The sequence below is a fragment of the Gottfriedia sp. NPDC056225 genome (genome assembly GCF_042267765.1).
Taxonomy (GTDB): domain Bacteria; phylum Bacillota; class Bacilli; order Bacillales; family Bacillaceae_G; genus Gottfriedia.
In genome coordinates this window covers 33,670-48,950 of record NZ_JBHJTJ010000023.1, presented here as the reverse complement: position 1 = coordinate 48,950, position 15,281 = coordinate 33,670, and the positions used below count along the sequence as shown (strand labels likewise).

18 protein-coding genes are annotated in these 15,281 nt (G+C 33.6%); 15 read left to right on the top strand and 3 right to left on the bottom strand.

The annotated features are described in order from the left end of the window. Positions 1–6: 6 nt before the first annotated feature. From ACFCYN_RS15445 to ACFCYN_RS15430, 4 genes are all read left to right on the top strand, one after another. On the top strand, positions 7–825 hold the full coding sequence (locus ACFCYN_RS15445) for a purine-nucleoside phosphorylase (RefSeq protein WP_098120968.1): 819 nt from the start codon (positions 7–9) through the stop codon (positions 823–825). 115 nt (positions 826–940) lie between these two features. Further along, positions 941–2,248: a pyrimidine-nucleoside phosphorylase gene (locus ACFCYN_RS15440; protein ID WP_172444063.1), complete on the top strand. Its 1,308-nt coding sequence runs from the start codon at positions 941–943 to the stop codon at positions 2,246–2,248. 325 nt (positions 2,249–2,573) lie between these two features. Further along, positions 2,574–3,155, top strand: coding sequence for a TMEM175 family protein (locus ACFCYN_RS15435; RefSeq protein ID WP_172444064.1), 582 nt, complete (start codon positions 2,574–2,576; stop codon positions 3,153–3,155). Positions 3,156–3,463: 308 nt separating this feature from the next. Beyond that, positions 3,464–4,762 (top strand): NCS2 family permease, encoded by a 1,299-nt coding sequence (locus ACFCYN_RS15430; protein WP_216854080.1) that lies wholly within the window; start codon positions 3,464–3,466, stop codon positions 4,760–4,762. A gap of 57 nt (positions 4,763–4,819) precedes the next feature. Here ACFCYN_RS15430 and ACFCYN_RS15425 read toward each other — a convergent pair whose 3' ends face one another. From ACFCYN_RS15425 to ACFCYN_RS15415, 3 genes are read right to left on the bottom strand one after another with little or no spacing between them, the layout of a single operon-like run. Further along, positions 4,820–5,821, bottom strand: coding sequence for an ABC transporter permease subunit (locus tag ACFCYN_RS15425; RefSeq protein ID WP_172444066.1), 1,002 nt, complete (start codon positions 5,819–5,821; stop codon positions 4,820–4,822). Continuing rightward, positions 5,814–6,692 carry an ABC transporter ATP-binding protein gene (locus tag ACFCYN_RS15420; RefSeq protein WP_172444067.1) on the bottom strand — a complete coding sequence of 293 codons (879 nt, stop codon included), beginning with the start codon at positions 6,690–6,692 and terminating at the stop codon, positions 5,814–5,816. The genes ACFCYN_RS15425 and ACFCYN_RS15420 overlap by 8 nt, the downstream gene beginning before the upstream one ends. A 1-nt stretch (position 6,693) precedes the next feature. Next, positions 6,694–7,077: a GntR family transcriptional regulator gene (locus tag ACFCYN_RS15415; protein ID WP_098120974.1), complete on the bottom strand. Its 384-nt coding sequence runs from the start codon at positions 7,075–7,077 to the stop codon at positions 6,694–6,696. 189 nt (positions 7,078–7,266) lie between these two features. On the opposite strand from ACFCYN_RS15415, the gene ACFCYN_RS15410 reads away from it, so the two are divergent. The 11 genes from ACFCYN_RS15410 (at position 7,267) to ACFCYN_RS15360 (ending at position 15,272) form a co-directional block, all read left to right on the top strand. Next, positions 7,267–8,430: a D-alanyl-D-alanine carboxypeptidase family protein gene (locus ACFCYN_RS15410; protein WP_172444068.1), complete on the top strand. Its 1,164-nt coding sequence runs from the start codon at positions 7,267–7,269 to the stop codon at positions 8,428–8,430. Between the two features lie 128 nt (positions 8,431–8,558). Continuing rightward, positions 8,559–8,909, top strand: coding sequence for an anti-sigma F factor antagonist (gene spoIIAA, locus ACFCYN_RS15405; RefSeq protein WP_098120976.1), 351 nt, complete (start codon positions 8,559–8,561; stop codon positions 8,907–8,909). After that, complete coding sequence (gene spoIIAB / locus ACFCYN_RS15400; protein ID WP_172444069.1) at positions 8,909–9,349, top strand: anti-sigma F factor; 441 nt, start codon at positions 8,909–8,911, stop codon at positions 9,347–9,349. The genes spoIIAA and spoIIAB overlap by 1 nt, the downstream gene beginning before the upstream one ends. Before the next feature lie 12 nt (positions 9,350–9,361). Continuing rightward, positions 9,362–10,117: an RNA polymerase sporulation sigma factor SigF gene (gene sigF / locus ACFCYN_RS15395; protein ID WP_098120978.1), complete on the top strand. Its 756-nt coding sequence runs from the start codon at positions 9,362–9,364 to the stop codon at positions 10,115–10,117. A gap of 250 nt (positions 10,118–10,367) precedes the next feature. Further along, positions 10,368–10,991 (top strand): stage V sporulation protein AA, encoded by a 624-nt coding sequence (locus ACFCYN_RS15390; protein WP_172444070.1) that lies wholly within the window; start codon positions 10,368–10,370, stop codon positions 10,989–10,991. Further along, positions 10,984–11,400 (top strand): stage V sporulation protein AB, encoded by a 417-nt coding sequence (locus tag ACFCYN_RS15385; RefSeq protein WP_375950221.1) that lies wholly within the window; start codon positions 10,984–10,986, stop codon positions 11,398–11,400. Before ACFCYN_RS15390 ends, ACFCYN_RS15385 begins: the two co-directional genes overlap by 8 nt. A 12-nt stretch (positions 11,401–11,412) precedes the next feature. Beyond that, positions 11,413–11,865: a stage V sporulation protein AC gene (gene spoVAC / locus ACFCYN_RS15380; RefSeq protein WP_375950219.1), complete on the top strand. Its 453-nt coding sequence runs from the start codon at positions 11,413–11,415 to the stop codon at positions 11,863–11,865. 12 nt (positions 11,866–11,877) lie between these two features. After that, positions 11,878–12,885: a stage V sporulation protein AD gene (gene spoVAD / locus ACFCYN_RS15375; protein WP_172444073.1), complete on the top strand. Its 1,008-nt coding sequence runs from the start codon at positions 11,878–11,880 to the stop codon at positions 12,883–12,885. Positions 12,886–12,897: 12 nt separating this feature from the next. Further along, a complete protein-coding gene (gene spoVAE / locus ACFCYN_RS15370) occupies positions 12,898–13,248 on the top strand; it encodes a stage V sporulation protein AE (RefSeq protein ID WP_098120983.1) in 351 nt (116 codons plus the stop codon). A 3-nt stretch (positions 13,249–13,251) separates the two neighbouring features. Then, positions 13,252–13,815, top strand: a complete 564-nt coding sequence (gene spoVAEA, locus ACFCYN_RS15365; RefSeq protein WP_375950216.1) for a stage V sporulation protein SpoVABEA — start codon at positions 13,252–13,254, stop codon at positions 13,813–13,815. Further along, a complete protein-coding gene (locus ACFCYN_RS15360; protein WP_098120985.1) occupies positions 13,812–15,272 on the top strand; it encodes a spore germination protein in 1,461 nt (486 codons plus the stop codon). Before spoVAEA ends, ACFCYN_RS15360 begins: the two co-directional genes overlap by 4 nt. Positions 15,273–15,281: the final 9 nt, after the last annotated feature.

Sequence of the window (15,281 nt, the reverse complement as noted above, 5' to 3'; positions counted from 1 at the left end):
TTACAAATGAATAAAGAGAATATCGATAAAGCCGCTAGTTTTATAAAAAGTAAAGTTGACAGACAGCCTAAAATTGGATTGATTTTAGGGTCAGGCTTAGGAATACTTGTAGATGAAATTGAAAACCAAGAAAAAATACCGTATCATACGATTCCAGAATATCCTACATCGACTGTAGAAGGACATGAAGGACAATTAGTTTTCGGTACAATTCATGGTATTGAAGTAGTAGCAATGCAAGGAAGGGTTCACTTCTATGAAGGGTACAGTATGGAAAAAGTTACATTCCCAGTACGTATCATGAAAGAACTAGGGGTAGAAAAATTAATCGTAACGAATGCAGCAGGTGGAGTTAACACTTCATTTGAGCCTGGTGATTTAATGTTAATTACAGACCACATTAACTTTACTGGCACAAGCCCATTAATTGGCCCAAATAACCCAGAATTAGGTGTTCGTTTCGTAGACATGTCTTATCCATATGACCGTGAATTAAGAGAGCTTGCAAAAAATGCTGCACAAGAAGTAAATGTTAAGATGCAAGAAGGAGTTTACGCTGCATTAACAGGCCCTTCTTATGAAACACCAGCTGAAATTCGCATGTTTAGAACATTAGGTGCAGATGCTGTTGGTATGTCAACTGTATCTGAGGTTATCGTTGCGCGTCATGCTGATTTAAGAGTACTTGGTATTTCATGTATTTCAAACATGGCAGCAGGTATTTTAGATCAACCTCTAAACCACGAGGAAGTAATCGAAACAACACAAAGAGTAAGAGCATCGTTTTTATCATTAGTAAAAGAAATTATCCGCAAAATCGGTTAATATAAATTTTTTTATTGATGAGTAAATTTACAACATAAAAAAGGACTTCTGCATTACATATGTAGGAGTCACTTTTAATTAGAAGTAATAAACAAAAGAAAGAGGCGTTTCAAAAATGAGAATGGTAGATTTAATTGAAAAAAAACGTGATGGAAAAACTTTAACAACAGAAGAAATTAATTTTGTAATCAATGGGTTTACTGACGGTAGTGTACCTGATTATCAAATGAGTGCTTTTGCAATGGCTGTGTTTTTAAAAGGAATGACTGAAAAAGAATATAGTGATTTAACAATGGCTATGGTTCATTCTGGTGATACAATTGATCTTTCAAATATTGAAGGAATCAAAGTTGATAAGCACTCAACTGGTGGAGTAGGCGATACAACTACACTAGTATTAGGCCCATTAGTAGCTTCATTAGATATTCCAGTTGCTAAAATGAGCGGACGTGGATTAGGTCACACTGGTGGTACAATCGATAAATTAGAAGCTGTTGAAGGTTTCCATGTTGAATTAACAGAAGAAGAATTTACTAAACAAGTAAATGATATTAAATTAGCTGTTATCGGACAAACTGGTGACTTAACGCCTGCAGATAAAAAATTATATGCTTTACGTGATGTAACAGCAACAGTAAACTCGATCCCATTAATTTCTAGCTCAATTATGAGTAAAAAAATCGCTGCTGGTGCAGATGCAATCGTTTTAGATGTTAAAACAGGTGCAGGTGCATTCATGAAAGATATTGAAGATGCACGTGATTTAGCTAAAGCAATGGTAAAAATCGGAAACAACGTTGGAAGACAAACAGTAGCAGTTATTTCAGATATGAGCCAACCATTAGGTCTTGCGATTGGTAATGCATTAGAAGTAAAAGAAGCAATCGACACATTAAAAGGTGAAGGTCCAAAAGATTTAGAAGAATTATGCTTAATTTTAGGTAGTCAAATGGTTGTATTAGCTAAAAAAGCTGAAACATTAGAGGAAGCAAGAGCTAAACTTCTAGAAAACATGAAAAATGGAAAAGCTTTAGAAGTATTTAAAGCATTTTTAGTAGCACAAGGTGGAGATGGCTCTGTAGTAGATGACCCATCAAAATTACCTCAAGCTAAATATGTTCAAGAAGTAGTAGCACAGCAAGATGGTTATGTTTCACAAATCGTTGCTGATGCAGTTGGAACGGCTGCGATGAAACTAGGTGCAGGCCGTGCAACGAAAGAATCTGTCATCGATTTAGCAGTTGGATTAATGCTAAACAAAAAAGTTGGAGATGCAGTTAAAAAAGGCGATTCATTAGTTACTGTTTATTCAAACACAGAAGATATTAGTGAAGTTGAAAAAGACTTACTAGAAAATATTAAAATTTCATCTGAAAAAGTTGAAGAACCTACATTAGTTTATGATTTAATTATGGAAGCATAAGAATTTTAAAAGCTATTCTCTTAAAATGGGAATAGCTTTTTTATTTGTCTACTACATGAGTCATTCTTAGAACAGAATGCAATAAACTTAACCTAGGTATATTGACATCCGGCAATTTTATCCATTTCTTGTTCCATTTCAAGATTTTTGAAAAGGTATTTTATTAAAAAATACAGAATTTAATTATAAAGAAATATTAATGTGAATAAGGAATGAGGTTATTTGATGTCCAAAAAGAGAGTAAAAGCTACAATTGAGCATGAGCATTGGAAAATACTACTTGGGTTTGAAGGAGTAAAAAAGGCAAAAAGTATAGGTGTAAATAATGAATAAAAATAGGCTGGAAGCTTTTAGTGACGGCGTACTCGCGATCATTATAACGATTATGGTCCTAGAAATTAAGATCCCACACAGTCCCGACATACAAGACTTATTAAAAATGTTCCCAACCTTTCTTAGTTATTTATTAAGCTTCATTTATGTCGGTATATACTGGAACAACCATCATCATATGATTCATACTTTGCAAAAGGTAACAGGTCCAATAATGTGGGCAAATCTGCATTTACTTTTCTGGTTATCTCTAATCCCGTTTGCTTCAGGTTGGATGGGAGAAAACCATTATAAGCCTTATCCTACAATGCTTTATGGTGTAGTCCTTTTACTGGCTGCAATAGCATATTTTATATTACAAGGGATCATTATCAAAATAGAGGGAAAGCATTCAAAGCTAAAACTAGCTGTAGGTAATGATTGGAAAGGAAAAGTATCGGTAGTTTGTTATTTAACTGGCGTTTGCACATCATTAATATGGCCTTCGTTCGCTCAAATCATTTATGTAATAGTTGCGATTATGTGGTTATTGCCTGATCGCCGAATAGAGAAGGTTATGCAAGTTAGTAAGTAATTTGCAATGAAGTAACAAGGCTACCTCATAAGTCTTGTTACTTGTCGTGTATTGAAATCATGGCGTTTTTCAGTGGCCTCGGATCGCCGAAGAGGCTCAGGTCTCGCCCCATGGAAAGCGAGAATCCCGTAGTGGAAATCAGCACCATACAACTTCCTTTGCGTTGAAAAAAATTAGTGATTTATTTCAAATTTATGCTCAAAAAAGAAAAAAATTTTCTTATATCATTATTGATTAATATTTAGTATAATTTTAAAGTGCCTCGTTGCATGGGTGGGAGAGGGAGCCAAATAAAGAGAGGAATTTCTTTGAAAAATTTATTGAACAAAAAATTTAATCTTGAAGGTAGCGGTACGACCATTAAAACGGAGATGATTGCAGGTGTTGTTTCATTTTTAACACTTGTTTATATTTTATCCGTTAATAGTACAATTTTGCATGATGCAGGTATACCGTTCCAAGGTGCAATGATTGCCACAATTCTTTCAGCTTTTTTTGGAAGCGTTATGATGGGATTATGGAGTAATTCGCCTTTAGTATTAGTACCAGGAATGGGCATCAACGCATTGTTTACTTATACAATGGTTGGTGAAATGGGAATGAATTGGAAAGAAGCACTTGCTGTAGTATTTATAAGTGGAATCTTATTATTCATTTTATCATTCACAAAATTAATTAAGAAATTAACAACGGCAATTCCATTATCACTAAAAAGTGCAATTACAGTTGGAATTGGGTTTTTCTTAACGTTTATCGGTCTTCAAGCTGGTGGGATTGTTGTAAAAAATGAAAGTACGTTTGTATCGATTGCCAATTTTTCAAACGTCGATGTACTAGCAACAGTTATTACACTAGGGATTGCGATTTATCTATTTATTAAAAATGTACCTGCAAACTTTTTAATCACGGTTATTTTAGGTACGATTATTTCATTCATTTTACATGGTGGAGTTGAAAAAGCACATGATACAACAAAAATTACAATGAAATCTGCAAGTGAAGTTGTCGGACAACTGACCTTTACTCATATGATGAGTTTTCCATTTTGGATTGCAGTATTTTCTCTGACAATGGTTGTATTATTTGAATCAATCGGAATTATTCATGGGCAATTAAGTATGATCAACCAAGAGCATAAGCAACAAAAGGTTGTTCAAGGAACTGCGTTTGGAATCTTATTATCAGGAATACTTGGAACTAGTCCAACAGTAATTGCTGTTGAAGGAAGTGCAGGTATTAGTTCAGGTGGTAGAACAGGACTTACATCTGTTGTAACTGGATTTTTATTTTTAAGCTGTTTATTATTTATGCCATTAATAGCTTATATTCCAACATCTGCGATTGCACCAATCTTAATCATAATCGGTTCATTAATGGTTAAACACATTACAGATATTCAATTGGATGATCCTACTGAGGCAATTCCAGCCTTCTTAATTTTAGCATTCATCCCTTTAACATATAGTATTATTGACGGAATTGCATTTGGTTTTATTGCTTATCCATTAGTTAAAATGGCAGCAGGTAAGAAAACTGAAATCACGCCATATATGGTAGCAATTTCAGCATTATTCTTTGTACGGTTTGCTTTAAACTTTATTGCATAATAAACGGCGCTGGTTCTTATATTGAGAACCAGCGCTTTTTATTTGAAAGATTTAAAGTTAATCAAAAAATTTATTTAATCGTTTATAGAAGAAATAGCCGACTACGGTACCAATTATTAAGCCGATCAAGTAAATAATCGTATTGTTCCCATTCGTAATGGTAGAAGTTAATAAAGCGATTAATGTTGCTGCAAGGTATACAAAAAGAACGTTTACGAATAAAGAGAATTTCTTATACACGAATAATTTTCCGTTATTTACATTCGCATTCCTGTTATAACACAATATACCAATTAGTAAAAAAGCAACAATATAAAGAACGATTATTGTTAAATTTCCATAATCAATAGTTGGATAGTGGACGATGTTTTCATTAAAATCTCTTGAAATTGAGAGAGAGCCTGTTTGATATGGAATAGACCAACTAGTTATACTTTTTTCAAAGTTGTTGTAAGATAGTTCATGGTTAAAAACACCCTTTAGATTTGAATAAATACTAAAGTATATAATACTTGGTGAGAAGATTGTAAAAATAGTGAAGAGCGTTTGAGAAAAATAATGACCTGTAATCGTTCCAATCGCCAGACCAATCGTAAAAAAAGCAATTGTAAAAAGTAAGATGACAGTAAAAATAGTAGCAAATGATGATGCGTCGATATATTTGTGAAGATTAGTAGTGTAATGGATTAATAGTGTTAAAATGATTAAGCTAAAAGTTGCCATTACAATATGAACAATGCCAAAGAACCATTTTGATAGAAAAATCTGCTTAGGTGAGTATGGAAGTGAAAATTGAAAATCAATGCCACCTGTATTTCGTCCGATGCCTATTAATAAGATGCTTAAAATTAAGACAATGATTACTGACATAAATGTTAGCGTACTAAAGTCAGAGATAAATAGATAAGGACTATTCGAATTTGTTAGTAATGCTTTATTTAAATCATCAGTGTTATTATAATAGCCAAAAGGAATGATGATTAGATAGACAAGATATAATAAAATAAGTGCAAGTCGAGATTGTTTAGAATGGATTAGCCATAATGCTTTACTAAACATATAATTCCCCTCCATCGTTTATGAAAAATAAATCCTCTAATGTCAACGGAAGTTCTTCTAAAAGAAGTGGATTTGCCTTTTCCATTTGTTTTATAAATTCATCCTTATTTCCATTAATAATGATAATGGCAACTTTACCAGTTTTAGAGAATACAGAAATTGCTGGGTCTTCTTCAAATTGTTTAGGTAAACCATTTTCAAATGCTACTTGTAGTTTGTAAAATTGGTTCGTACTTTCTTCCATTGTGGAAATTGAATTAATTCTTCCATCTTTAATAAATAAATATTGATCAATTATTTTTTCAAGTTCAGCTAGGTGATGTGATGAGATTAAAACCCCAACCGAGTTTGAGCTAGCATATTCAATGATTAATTGCAAAACAGTACGTTTAACAACTGGATCTAAGCCATTTGTTGGTTCATCTAAAATGACATAATTTGCACCTGTAGAAAAGGTCAATAATAAATAAATTAGTGTTCTCATACCTTTAGAGTATTTACGAAGGGAACCAAAAGGTAAATTATATTTATTTAATGATTCCATAAACGCAAACTTATTGAAGTTAGGATATGAATTTTCATAAATCGTAATAAGTTCATTCACATTATATTGTTTTATGAAGCTAGTAGAATCACTCATATAAGCTATTTGTCTTCTATTAATAGGTGAATCATTTATATCTACATCATTAATTTGAATTGAACCTTCATCAGGTGATAGGATTCCAACAATTGTTCTTAAAAGTGTCGTTTTACCAGCACCATTTCGTCCTATTAAGCCTGTAATTTTGCCTGTTTCTATTTGAAAGTTTAGATTTTTTAACACTTCACGGTCATCAAGTTTTTTACTTAAATGATGGATTTTTAGCAAACTAATCAGCCCCTTTTTTCGAATAAAATTCTTTTACCCAATTATTTATTTCTTCTTCTCTTATTCCATCGGCTAAACATTCAATTAATAAATTAGAAAGTTTATTTTTATATTTTAAAAGTACATCTGATGACACAGCCTCTTTTGATAAACCAATTACGAATGTACCTTTGCCTCTAATTGTTTCAATTACTCCATTTCGCTCGAGTTCCTGGTAGGCTCTACTAACTGTATTTGGATTTATGACTAGAGTAGTTGCTAATTCACGTACAGAAGGAAGTTTATCTCCTTTTACCAAAATATTTCTTAGCATTTGTTCTTTTGTTTGAAGAACTATTTGTTCCCAAAGCGGCAAATTGCTTCTTGGGTCTAAAATAATAATCAAAAGATCACCACCTCAAAAAGTTATAGTGTACTGAGTGTATTAAGTGTATGGGTGTGGTTAATACACTTTACTTATAACATATGTAGTTAAGTATGTAAATAGTTCCATGCTTTCTAATATTTTCATTTGAGTTTGATTAAACTACTTATATTTGGAAAAAATATGTATGAAAAGAATGGAGGGTTATAAATGAAAAAGGTAGTACTAACTCTTTTAAGTAGTGTAATGATCTTTTCATTATCACTACCAAAAGTAAATGCAAGAGAAACACAGAATAGTGATGTAAGTTTGGCAAAAAATGCGTTATCTTCTGTCATTATTGAACAAGATACTGGAAAGATTTTGTATGAAAAAGATGCTAGAAAAGAGCTTCCACCAGCAAGTATGACCAAAATTATGACGATGCTGATTATTATGGAAGAAATTAATAAAGGCAAACTAAAGTTAGACGATAAAGTTATGACGAGTGAACATGCTGCATCGATGGGCGGTTCTCAAATCTTCTTAGAGCCTGGAGAAGAAATGACAGTTAAAGAAATGCTTAAAGGAATTGCAATTGCATCCGGAAATGACGCCTCTGTGGCAATGGCAGAGAAAATTGCCGGAACAGAAGAGGCATTTGTTGGTTTAATGAATAAAAAAGCTAAGGAACTAGGTTTGAAAAATACTCATTTTGAAAATCCAACAGGCCTGCCAGCTCCTGGACATTATTCTTCAGCATATGATATGGCAATTATGGGAAGAGAATTATTAAAATATCCATTGATTACAAAGTTTACTGGAACTTATGAGGATTATTTAAGAAAAGATACAGAAAAACAATTTTGGCTAGTTAATACAAATAAATTAGTTCGTTTTTATCCAGGAGCAGATGGATTAAAAACTGGTTTTACTTCAGAAGCAAAATATTGTTTAACAGCAACTGCGAAAAAGAATAATATGCGAGTAGTTAGCGTAATTATGGGTGCACCAACATCTAAAGAAAGAAACGCCCAAATGACTAATTTATTGGACTATGCGTTTAACCAATATCAAGTAAAACAATTAATTAAACAGGGTGAAAATGTTAATAGGCTAAGTATTAGTAAAGGTAAATCTAAAGACGTAAACGTTGTTACGAAAAGTCCTGTTTCAGTTGTACTTAAAAAGGGTGAAGCTCTTAATAAAATAAAGAAAGATATTAAACTCAACACAAATCTTCAAGCACCAATTAAAAAAGGCCAAGTAGTAGGAGTTTTAGTCGTAAAGCAAGGTAGCAAAGTATTGTCTAAAACAGATTTAGTTGCAAATAAAGCAGTAAAAGAAGCTAGCTGGTATGACTTATTTAAGCGTACAGTTGGAGGATTCAACTAATTTTTTACGACTTATTTCGAGTATGACTAAAAAGATTTGACGTTTTACCACTAGTTTTGTCAGCTTGAAGGAATTCGGTTTAGTTTTAACGAAACTTTCAATAACCGTCAAATAAGGAGGTTATTGTAGTGAGTCTTAATATTGAACTAGAAGTGAAGAATGCAATCCTTTGTGTAAGACTAGCAGGGGAACTTGATCATCACACTGCTGAAGATTTACGTTTACAAGTAAACGAGGTATTAGAGTCACAGACTATCAAACATATTTTATTAAATCTTGAGCATTTAACATTTATGGATAGCTCTGGCTTAGGTGTAATTTTAGGTAGATATAAAGTTATTCGAAATAAAGGTGGAGAAATGGCAGTATGTTCAATTTCGCCATCAATTAAAAGGTTATTTGATATGTCGGGATTATTTAAGATTGTTCATTTAGCTGATGATGAGTCAAATGGACTTAATGTATTGGGGGTGGCATAATGCGAAATGAAATGAACCTTCAATTTTCCGCATTAAGTCAAAATGAATCATTTGCTCGAGTAACTGTAGCTGCATTTATTACACAGCTAGATCCTACTTTAGATGAATTAACTGAAATTAAAACTGTTGTTTCAGAAGCTGTTACAAATGCGATTATTCATGGGTATGAAAATAATCCTGAAGGCATCGTATATATTTCAGTTCTTCTTGAAGATCAGACTGTTACTTTAACAATTCGAGATGAAGGAATTGGTATTGTAGATTTAGATGAAGCAATGCAACCTTTATATACGTCGAAACCAGATTTAGAAAGATCAGGCATGGGGTTTACAATTATGGAGAACTTCATGGATCAATGTGAAGTAGTGTCGACAATTAATGTTGGTACTACGATTACGGTTAAAAAGTACTTATCAAATAGCAATGTTTTGAGTAATTAAGGAGAATCGCCTATGGACGTAGAAGTCAAGCAAGATCAACCCCGTGCGCAGTTAAAGGATAGTGAATTAAAAGCGTTAATTAAGCGTAGTCAGGATGGAGATCAACAGGCTAGAGACAGCATCGTCGGGCACAACATGAGACTGGTATGGTCAGTTGTTCAGCGCTTTATTAACCGCGGATATGAACCAGATGATTTATTTCAGATTGGTTGTATCGGCTTATTGAAATCAGTAGATAAATTTGATTTATCTTATGATGTACGATTTTCTACATATGCTGTTCCGATGATTATTGGAGAAATCCAGCGCTTTATTCGAGATGACGGAACAGTTAAAGTAAGTCGTTCATTAAAAGAAACGAATAATAAGATTCGAAAAGCAAAAGAAGAACTAAGTAAAACGCTTGGAAGAATGCCGACAATTAATGAAATCGCTACTCATATGGAAATTACACCTGAGGATGTCGTACTTGCTCAAGAAGCAAGTAGAGCTCCTTCATCAATTCATGAAACGGTGTATGAAAATGATGGTGATCCAATTACATTGTTAGATCAAATTGCAGATAACCATGAAACAAATTGGTTTGAAAAATTTGCATTAAAAGAAGCGATAAAACAACTTGATGACAGAGAGCGATTAATCGTCTACTTAAGATATTACAAAGATCAAACTCAATCAGAAGTTGCTGAACGATTAGGAATTTCACAAGTACAAGTATCAAGGCTTGAGAAAAAAATTCTCCAACAAATGAAAGACAAAATTAAATAAAAATATTTAGCTAGATATATAAAAGGCTGATGAATCGATATCATCTAAATACGATTCATCAGCCTTTTATTTTGACCACAACTTTTGCTACATACTCTCTATTCCTTGCCTAAGCCTCCATTTGCTACTTTTTTAGTCTCTCCTGCCATTAAGCCATAAAGCTCAGCCCTTAATTTCACTTATATTTTTAAAAAGTTTTCACATACTAGTTGTAATTGAATTCATAAAGCTTTGAAACTGAGGGGAAAGTATGAAAAAGGTATTATATATTAAACTGCTTAATCGAGTTGTTGTACAAGTAGGTAAACGTGTACTTCTAGAAGATATTGCACGCTTACAAGGAATTAATATTGATTTAAGCTCGATTAAAAACATCATTGTACATGAATCAAAGAAGGAGGATGGTACTCATACCGTTATTGATATATTAGAGCTTTTACCGTTGATTCAAGAAGTTGATCCTGATATTTCGTTTGAGCTTGTTGGGGTGACAATGTGTATTTTAGAACTTAAAAATACTGTTTCAAAGGATCGTTTCATACTGTTTTGTTTCGTTTGGATCTTGTTATTTACTGGTTCGTCACTAGCTATTATCTATTTTCACGAAGATGTTAGTATGCAGCAAGTTCAACAACGAATTTACTATATGATTACTGGAGAATATAATCATAAACCTTTATTACTCCAAGTACCTTATTCATTTGGGCTAGGAATTGGGATGATTTTATTTTTTAATCAATGGTTTAAAACTAGATTAAACGAAGAGCCGAGCCCTCTTGAAGTCGAGATGTTTCAGTACCAACGCTCAATGGATGAATATGTGCTAGTAAATGAAAATAAAAAGCCAACTAAGAGCGTGAATACAGATGATTAGAGAGTTGTTTATCGTATTTGTTGGTTTCTCAGGTGGAATTGCGGTTGGTACTGGATTTGTAGCGTTTTTATCAGTCATAGGAATTATACCGAGGCTAACCCAATTAACGAAAACGATTGAAAAGATCCGTGCTTACGAATTTGCCGTTATTTTGGGAGCAATTTTCGGCTGCTGGATTAGCTTGCGAAATACTGTTTTTAATTTGCCTAGTATATTTTCTGTTTTTATTGGGCTTTTAGCTGGAATTTTTATTGGGATGTTGGCAGCAGCTCTAACGGAAGTTTTAAACGTTTTCCCACTTTTAGCTAAACGAATTGGTATTCAAAAAAAAATTGTGTATTTATTAATGGCAATCGCATTAGGGAAAGTTTTTGGATCATTATTTCATTGGATTTATTTTATAGAGTAAAGGGTGTATGAAATGAGTGGAAAATTGAAAGCTAATTATAAAGAGAATATTAAACCATATAAACCTAAAAAACCTGTATTAAAAAATTGTATTAAAGCATTTTTAGTAGGTGGGTTTATTTGTTTTCTAGGTGAGTGTATTACAAAAATCTATATTAACTATTTTAATTTTACTGAAAAAAATGTGGGTGATCCAACGGTAGCTACTCTTGTTTTGATATCAAGCATTCTGACTGGATTAGGAATTTACGATAAAATAGGTCAATTTGCAGGAGCAGGATCGGCTGTTCCTGTAACGGGATTTGCCAATTCAATGACGAGTGCTGCAATGGAGCATAGAAGTGAAGGTCTCGTTTTAGGTGTTGCAACAAATATGTTTAAGCTTGCTGGATGTGTAATAGTATATGGCGTTGTGTCAGCATATGTAGTCGGAATCTTGCGCTATGCGTTCAAAGTATTATTTTAGGAGGTGATTTCCATGGCATTAATTGGGAAGCAAACATGGGAGTTCCAAAACGGTGTTTATGTTCAAGCAAGTGGAACTGCGGTAGGTCCAAGAGAAAATTTAGGTCTACTAGCTGGTAAATTTGATTACGCTTATGAAGATCTTCATTGCAATGAAGATAATTGGGAGTTAGCTGAAAGAGCGTTAATGAGAAACGCTATTTCAACAACACTAAAGAAAGCAAACAAAACGGTAGAAGATATTGATGTATTTCTAGCAGGGGATTTATTAAATCAAAATGTTACAGCGAATTTTATGGCTAGAGAATTGCAGTTGCCATTTTTATGTATGTTCGGAGCATGTTCAACTTCAATGGAAACAACTGCGCTCGGAGCCCAGTTAATCGATAGTGGTTACGCAAAAATGACATTAGCTGCTACAAGTAGTCATAATGCTACTGCAGAAAGACAGTACCGCTATCCAACAGAATATGGTGGGCAAAAACCAGATTCTGCAACATTTACAGTAACAGGAGCAGGTAGTGTGCTTCTTTCGAATAAAAAAAGCAGAATAAAAGTAAAATGTGCCACAATTGGTACAGTTCAAGATTTAGGCTTAACTGACCCATTTGATATGGGGTCAGCAATGGCACCTGCTGCAGCTTATACGATTGTGCAACACTTTAAAGATACTAATACGACTCCTGATGATTATGATTTTATTGTAACAGGTGATCTTTCAGCTGTAGGTGCACCAATTTGTGATCAACTTGTAAGAGAAGAAGGATATGACATGTCTGGTAAATATAATGATTGTGGATTGTTAATCTATGATCGAAAAAACCAAGAAGTATTTGCAGGTGGCAGTGGCTGTGCATGTTCAGCGGTTGTAACGTATGGTCATTTGTTTCAAGAGTTAAATAAAGGTACATATAAACGAATATTAGTAGCTGCAACCGGTGCTCTCTTGAGTCCTACAATGATTCAGCAAAAAGAGTCAATCCCAACAATTTCTCATGCTGTTGTTTTTGAAAGCTGCTAGGAGGTGTTTTAGATGGATTTTGTTAATGCTTTTATAGTAGGTGGATTAATTTGCGTAGTAGGTCAATTACTTTTTGATTTTACAAAATTAACACCTGGTCATGTAATGTGCATATTTGTTGTAATCGGGTCTGTATTAGATGGTTTTGGTATTTACGATAAGTTAATAAAATTTGCAGGTGCAGGTGCAACCGTTCCAATTACAAGTTTTGGACATTCTTTATTACATGGAGCGATGTCGGAGGCAAATGACCATGGATTTATAGGGATCGGTATGGGAATCTTTTCTTTAACTTCTTCTGGAATTTCGGCAGCAATTTTATTTTCATTTATCATCGCACTCATTTTTAAACCAAAAGGTTAATTTATGAAAAAGAAAAGGATCATTATCGTAACCGACGGAGATGTTTATGCACATCGGAGCATTGAGCATTTGGCAAAACAATTTGGCGGATGTACAATCTCGCAATCACAAGGTAATCCCACTAAATTTTCTGGTAAGAAAATGGTCGAAATTATAATGCAAGCACAAAAAGAACCAATATTTGTATTATTTGATGACAGTGGCTTTATGGGTGAAGGTCCTGGAGAAAAAGCTTTAAAACATGTAGCAAGTGATAAACATATTGAAGTTATTGCAGCACTAGCAGTCGCATCAAATACACATCATCAGGAATGGACCAAAGTTGATGTAAGCATTGATAACGAAGGGAATTTAACTGAATACGGTGTGGATAAATATGGTGTACCAGATATAGAGTTAGGAAGAATAAACGGTGACACTGTTTATAACTTAGATCAATTAAATATTCCATTAATTTTAGGGATAGGAGATATTGGTAAAATGGGTGGAAGAGATGATATAGCAATAGGGTCACCAATTACAAGAAAGGCGATTGAATACATCCTTGAGAGGAGTGAGCTCAGCTGACAACGGAAAAGAAGCCAACAAATCTTACGAATAAACTAGTTACAAATGCTCATACATTAAGTGAACGATTAGGTTATGGGGTAAGTTTTGATATTGGAAAACGAGTGATTTTTGTAGATAAAGTAGAAGTCCATCTATATTATGTAAACGGATTAACAGACACAAGTTTTATTCAAAGATTTTTAGACGATTTGATTGGTCTAGAAAAAGTTGAGAAAAATAAATCAATGTTTAAAAATATTGAAGATACGATTGTTCACCAATCAGTGGAGATTGTTTTAACATTTGAAGATGTTATTAAAAAAGTACTATCTGGTTTGATTGTCGTATTAGTAGACGGTGAGGATAAAGGGATTGCGATCGACGTTAGGAGCTATCCGGGGCGTGGTCCAACTGAACCAGATACTGAGCGAGTAGTACGTGGATCACGTGATGGGTTTACAGAAAATATTATTAACAATACTGGCTTAATAAGAAGACGTATTCGCGATGAAAATTTAAGAAATGAAATACTTCAAGTTGGTGAAAGTTCAAAGACAGATGTTTGTATATCATATATTGAAGGAATTGCACATGAAGAACTAGTTACAGAAATACGTGATCGAATTACAGGTATTCATGTAGATGGCCTATCAATGACTGATAAAAAATTAGAGGAATTTATTTTAAAACAAGGATATAACCCATTTCCTCTAGTGAGGTATTCAGAAAGACCTGATGTTATTGCAAACCATATCATTGAAGGGCATGTATGTATTATCGTAGACACGTCTCCAAGTGTAATCATTACACCTGCAACGTATTACCATCATGTTCAACATGCTGAAGAATTCAGACAAACTCCTGCAATTGGAACATTTTTTAGATGGGTTCGATATATTGGGATTTTTATGTCGGTTTTCTTACTACCATTTTGGTTGCTCTTATGTAACTATCCAGAAGTTTTACCAAAATCTTTAGCTTATATTGGACCAAAAGAAACAAGTAATATTCCAATTTATTTACAATTAATCATTGCTGACACGGGGATTGAGTTTCTAAGAATGGCAAGTATACATACTCCAAATGCCGTATCCACATCGATGGGTATTATTGCAGCGGTGTTAATTGGACAAGTCGCAATTGATGTTGGACTATTTCAACCAGAAGTAGTACTATACACGGCAGTTTCAATGATTGGGTCATATGCTACTCCTAGTTATGAGCTTGCTCTTGCAAATAAATTATCCAAATTCTTTATATTAATTTTAACGGCCATACTCGGTGTTAAAGGTTTTATGATTGGTTCAACATTATTAATTCTGTTCTTAGTAAGTCTAAATACTTTAAATACACCATATTTTTGGCCATTTATTCCATTCGACGGTAGAGCCTTCTGGCATTTAGTCATTCGAACAAAAGCTAGTGAAAAACAACATAAAAAAGGTGGGAAAACAATCGGCGATGCGACACTTTGATCATTCAGA